The 5,059-nt window shown below is 73.8% G+C and carries 4 protein-coding genes and 1 pseudogene; 1 reads left to right on the top strand and 4 read right to left on the bottom strand.

All coding sequences use genetic code 11. The features are described from left to right. Window positions 1-487 (bottom strand): annotated as a pseudogene (locus E1291_RS43565) (hypothetical protein); the annotation flags it as partial. A 261-nt stretch (window positions 488-748) separates the two neighbouring features. On the opposite strand from E1291_RS43565, the gene E1291_RS38925 reads away from it, so the two are divergent. Further along, entirely contained in the window at window positions 749-1,564 is an 816-nt protein-coding gene (locus E1291_RS38925) for a TrmH family RNA methyltransferase (protein WP_131743035.1), read from the top strand. Between the two features lie 272 nt (window positions 1,565-1,836). Here E1291_RS38925 and E1291_RS38930 read toward each other — a convergent pair whose 3' ends face one another. The 3 genes from E1291_RS38930 to E1291_RS38940 all read right to left on the bottom strand — a co-directional run. After that, complete coding sequence (locus E1291_RS38930) at window positions 1,837-2,892, bottom strand: hypothetical protein (protein ID WP_131743036.1); 1,056 nt, start codon at window positions 2,890-2,892, stop codon at window positions 1,837-1,839. A gap of 129 nt (window positions 2,893-3,021) precedes the next feature. After that, entirely contained in the window at window positions 3,022-3,390 is a 369-nt protein-coding gene (locus E1291_RS38935) for a UCP033725 family protein (RefSeq protein WP_131743037.1), read from the bottom strand. Next, on the bottom strand, window positions 3,387-5,059 hold a 1,673-nt coding region (locus E1291_RS38940), incomplete at its 5' end, for an SseB family protein (RefSeq protein WP_207401182.1). The genes E1291_RS38940 and E1291_RS38935, both read right to left, overlap by 4 nt.

The following is a 5,059-nucleotide window of genomic DNA, read 5'->3' on the forward strand; positions in this document are numbered from 1 at the left end:
GGCCCCGCTCACCGCCGGACCCGCCCGGCCCCGGACCCGAGCCGCCGCCCGGCCCGCCCGAGTCCCCGGAGCCGCCGGCACGGCCGCCGAAGAAGCCCGCCGGGCCGTCGCCGGATCCGCGAAGGGGGTCGTCGCGGTGGCCCGTCCCGGGGCCGGGGCCCTCGGCCCGGGACGTGATGCCGTACTCGCCCGAGCGCTGGACCCTTTCCTCGGACGACGGGCGCGTGGTGAACCGCCGGGACGTCTCACCCGACGCGCCGGAGTTCTGTGCGCCTGACTTCTGTGCGCCGGACTTCTGTGCGCCACCGCCCGGAGCGCTTCCGGGCGGCCCGGCCGGAGGCGCGCCCTCGGATGCGGCCCGCGTGCCGTGACCGGTCCCGAACCAGTCGTACGACCCGTCATCGGCGGGGCCGAATACGGGCGCGCCGGAGTCGGGCCGGCCTTCACCCGACCCTTCGGGGAAGGCATCGCGATGACGTCCGCTCATGACTGCCCTCGATTCACCAGATACCGGCCGATGTCCCCGGCACTGTAGTAGTACGCACTAGAGGTTACAAAGAACTCAAAACCGAAGATCGCGCAGGTCATCGGCGTTTGCGTGATCGATCACGGCACCGGACGGCGCTTTGTCGCCGTGAGTAATCGGGGTGACACCGGGCCGTGGAGAAAGGGCGGCTCCGGTAATAGCAAGATCGAATTCGGTGGCGTCCGGGCGTCCGCACGACGCGGGCGGCGGCAAGATGGGGGCATGGCACGCCTGGTACACGTCTCCGACCCGAACGATCCGCGCCTCGCCGACTACATGCGGCTGAGGGACGTGAACCTGCGCCGGAGCCTGGAGGCCGAGCACGGCCTCTTCCTCGCCGAGGGGGAGAAGGTGATCCGCCGCGCGGTCGGCGCCGGGTACCCCGTCCGCTCACTGCTCATGGCGCCGCGCTGGGCCGAACCCCTGGCCGACCTCCTGGACGGCCTGGACGCGCCCGTGTACGTCACCGACGAGCAGACGCTGGAGGGCGTCGCCGGCTTCCCCGTCCACCGCGGCGCCCTGGCCTCGCTCGCCCGCCTCCCGCTCCCCAGCGTCGCCGACGTCACCGCGGCCGCCCGGCGGATCGTGGTCTGCGAGGACATCGTCGACCACACCAACGTCGGGGCGATCTTCCGGTGCGCGGCGGCGCTCGGCGTGGACGCCGCCGTCCTGGCGCCGCGCTGCGCCGACCCGCTCTACCGGCGCTCGGTCAAGGTGTCGATGGGCGCGGTGTTCGCGCTCCCGTACGCGCGTCTCGCCGACCGGCGCGACGGCCTGGCGGAGCTGCGCGACCGCGGCTTCCAGCTGCTCGCCCTCACGCCCGCCCCGGACGCGGTGCCGATCGACGAGGTCGGCCCGGCCGAGCGCCGCGCCCTGCTCCTCGGCTCGGAGGGCGACGGCCTGTCGTCCCGCTGGCTGCACGAGGCCGACCACCGCGTCCGCATTCCGATGGGGGAGACCGCGCTGGAACGCGGCGTGGACTCGCTCAACGTCGTCGCCGCCGCGGCCATCGCCTGTTACAGCCTCACGAGGAACTGATCGTCCTCGCCCCGGGCCCGCTGTTGTTGATCTTCGTTGGCGGTGCGCCATTTCCGCTCGGCCGAAAATGGTTCCGCGCCGCCTGCTGAAAACGGGCGCGCGCGGTGGTGACTCCGATACCTGAGATCACCTTTGTTTCTGGAGTGAAAGGCGCCGAAACGCGGGTTCCGGGTCGGATGGATCGTTCCGCGGGACACCCTCGCGCGGGCCCGCATGGGTTAAGTGGATCTTGACTCTCCGCCGCGTCCGCCGGTGTTTCGGACTCGGGCGGACTATTTGCCGAACATGCCCCGGCGGGTCCGCCGGTGCGTGCCCTTGGGCCGCGCCGCGGCGGCGGCCGTGTACCGGCGGCCGAGCCGCAGCTGCGTCAGCAGCAGCGACACCGCCACCAGCAGCGCCGCGAGCCACGCGACCTGCGTGCTGGCCATCCGCTCGAACGTCAGGTCCTGGGCGACGGGCGACTGGTTGCCGCGCAGCCGGCTCTCCGGCGTCGTCACGCTCGGGTCCGGCGCGACCGACGGGCTGGGCGGCGCGACCGGCGGCAGCGCCACCTGCGGGCTCTGCGCGGTGAACGTGCCGTTCGGCGTCGACGAGACGGAGCCGCCGGTCGTGCCCGACCCGGAGCCGCTCCCGGTGGTGGAACCGCCCGAACTCGACCCCCCCGAACTGGACCCGCCCGACCCGGAGCCGCTGTTCCCGCCCGACGAGCCGTTGTTGTCCTTGCCTTCCTTGCCGTCCGACGGGCCGTCCCCCGACCCGGGAGTCAGGGTCGGCGACGGCTTCGGCTTGGTCGGTGGCTTGCTCGGCTTCGGCACCGGCCGGAAGCCGACCGACGCGGTGTCGAAGTCGGTCTCCTCGGTCTCCCCGAACTTCCCGGTCGCCGTGACCTTGATGGTCACCGTGACGGGCTGCTTCAGCGTGTCCGGGACGGACACGTACGACGTCAGGGACTTGCCTTTCACGTTCACCTTGTCGAGGATGCACGCGGGCGCCGTGGCCGGTGGCGGGCAGCCTTCGGTGACCTTCGTCTTCACGCCGCGGACGGACGTGGTCACCTTCACCGCGGTGATCTTCACGTCCGTCAGCAGGCCCGTGTCGGTGGCGACCTTCATCGTGACCGCGACGGCCTTGTCGGCGGTGACGGGACCGCCGCCGGTGACCACCAGCGACAGCACAGGCGCCGGGTCCGCGGGGGCGGACGTGGACGGGGACGTGGACGCGGAGGGGGACGGTGACTCGAACGCGATCGCGGACCCGGAGCCCGCGGCCATGACGGCCGCCGTGCCGAGCCCGAGGAAGATCGGTTTGACCGCCGAGCGGGAGACCACCGCCGCAGCACCTCCGTCGCTTCGCCGTTGAGCGCCTGAGTCGGTGCCCCTTACCCTAGAGCCTCTCCCCGGAATCATGCGAACACGGATCAATGGCTCAAATCAAGACCGGGTTTCCGGCCCCGCCGGTCAGGTGAACTCCTCGCGGAGGTCCGCGATCTCCGCGGCGGGCGCCCACGCCTGCCAGATCCCCTGGTCGATGCGTTCCAGGCCGAGCGCCTCGGCGTCCGGGGCCCGGCCGCCGGTGTACTCGACGCGCAGCCACGTCTCGTGCTCGCCGACGACCACGAACCGCTCGCCGCGCCACGTGCACGTCGTCCGGACGTAACGCAGCTCCTCGACCTCCGCCGCCGGGACGACGCGCCGGAACCGTCCCGCGCGCAGCTCCTCGAACCCGTCGGTGGGCTCGGGCGCGTACAGCCGGATCTCGCCGTCGGCGCCGGGCGCGGCCTCGAAGTCCCGGCCGAGCCAGCGCGCGACGTACCCGTCCCGGATCACTGCCCGGCCTCCGTCCGGCCGTCCCGCCCGTCCGCGCCCGCCGCCGCGTCGGGACGCAGCCAGGCGAGCCTGTCGGGGTCGTACATGGCCACGAACCGTTCGGACCGGTCGGCGCCGAGGTAGTACATCTCCGCGCCGTAGGGGAGGCGGACGCTGTCCACCTTGTACTCGCGGATCGACCCGGCGCTGCCCGGCGCGAACCCCGTCCCGAGGAACGGCGGCCGCTCGATCACCCACCCGGCGTCGCCCCAGGTCGCCAGCTCCTCCTCGTCACGGCCGCCGAACGGCACCCGGTAGAGGTCGGGGCAGTACGCGGGCCACCGGATGACGTAGACGCCTTCGTCGCCGGGCGCGAAGGTCGAGTCGTCGTACAGCAGCCCCAGCGCCTCGTACAACTGGATCGGCGTCTGCAGCTCGGTGACGTCGCCCGTCGGGTGGACGAAGCCGCCCACCCGGTCGTAGCCCTGCTCCAGGTACCAGCTCACATGCCCGTGGGGCACGACCTTCTGCATGATGGTCGGCTGCGGGACGCGGTCGGCGTCCGCGTCCGTCACCGGCCGTGGCTCGGGAACCGCCCGCACGGGCCGGTCGTGCACGGACTGGTCGTACACGGATTGGTCGTGCATGGGCCGGTCGGGTTCCGGAAGCGGCTCCGGCTCGGGGAGCGGCTCCGGTTCCGGCGAGGACGCCGCGAACGACTCGGGCGCCGCCGCGTCCTGGCCGGGGGCCTGCGGCGCAGGCAGCGGCCCTCCCGGGCGCGGCTGCACGAGCCCGACCCGGACCGCCCACTCGCTGAGCGCCCGCACCTGGTCGCCCCGCAGCGAAGCGCCGATCCGCGTCCCGGGGTTGAGCAGCATCGCCCAGTCCTCGCGCGGCCACGCGCCGATCAGCTCGCGGAAGTCGGCGTACACGAACCGAGACGCCGGCAGCACCTCGCGCAGCCGCACCAGCGAGGTGAACACCTGCACCGCGGCGTCGTCGCGCAGTGCCGCCTCCCAGCGGAACTCGCGCTGGACGGGCGTGACCTCCAGCGGCGCGTCCTGCGGGATGGGCACGAGCACGTTGGCGGCCAGCAGCACCCGCAGGAACGCGTCGGAGTCCCCGCCGAGCGCGGCCTCGTAAAGCTCCTGGTCGATCCGGTTGCCGGGCTCGAACACCGGCTCGACCGCCCGCAGCCGCCGCCCGTCGTCGCCGGACCCCGGCGCGTCCGGGCCGCTCGGCGTGGAGGGCGGGCCGTCGGCGGGTTCGGGCGCCGCGTGCGCGCCGGTCCGGTCACCGTGCCGGACGGACGTGTCGCGCGTCCCGGCGACCGGAGACCCGAGGTCGGCCCGGTAAGGATCGGAGCTCTCGGCCCCGCCCGCCGCGGACGGCCCTCCGGCCACTGAGACGTCGGTCGGAACGGGACGATCGCCGTGGCGCGGAGACGGCTCGTACGCGCCGGGGAGCGGCGCCTCCGGGCCGGGTGCGCGGGACGGGGTTTCCGGCCCCTCCGCGGTGGGTGAGGCGCCGGACGCCGATGAGTCGTCCGACGCGGCCAGCGGGTCGCGCGATGTGGCCAGCGGGTCGTGCGATGAGGGTGCCGCGTGCGCGCCTGTGACGGGCGCGGGCGGGTCCGTGGGGGCGGGCGGGTAAGGGGTGGCGGTCTCGGCGGCGCGGACGCCGGACGGCC

This window comes from Actinomadura roseirufa (assembly GCF_900659635.1).
GTDB classification, from domain to species: domain Bacteria; phylum Actinomycetota; class Actinomycetes; order Streptosporangiales; family Streptosporangiaceae; genus Spirillospora; species Spirillospora roseirufa.

What these genes read in the sequence shown, in the direction of transcription:
- E1291_RS38925 (WP_131743035.1), top strand. Translation starts at nt 749, where the DNA reads ATGGCACGCCTGGTACACGTCTCCGACCCGAACGATCCGCGCCTCGCC.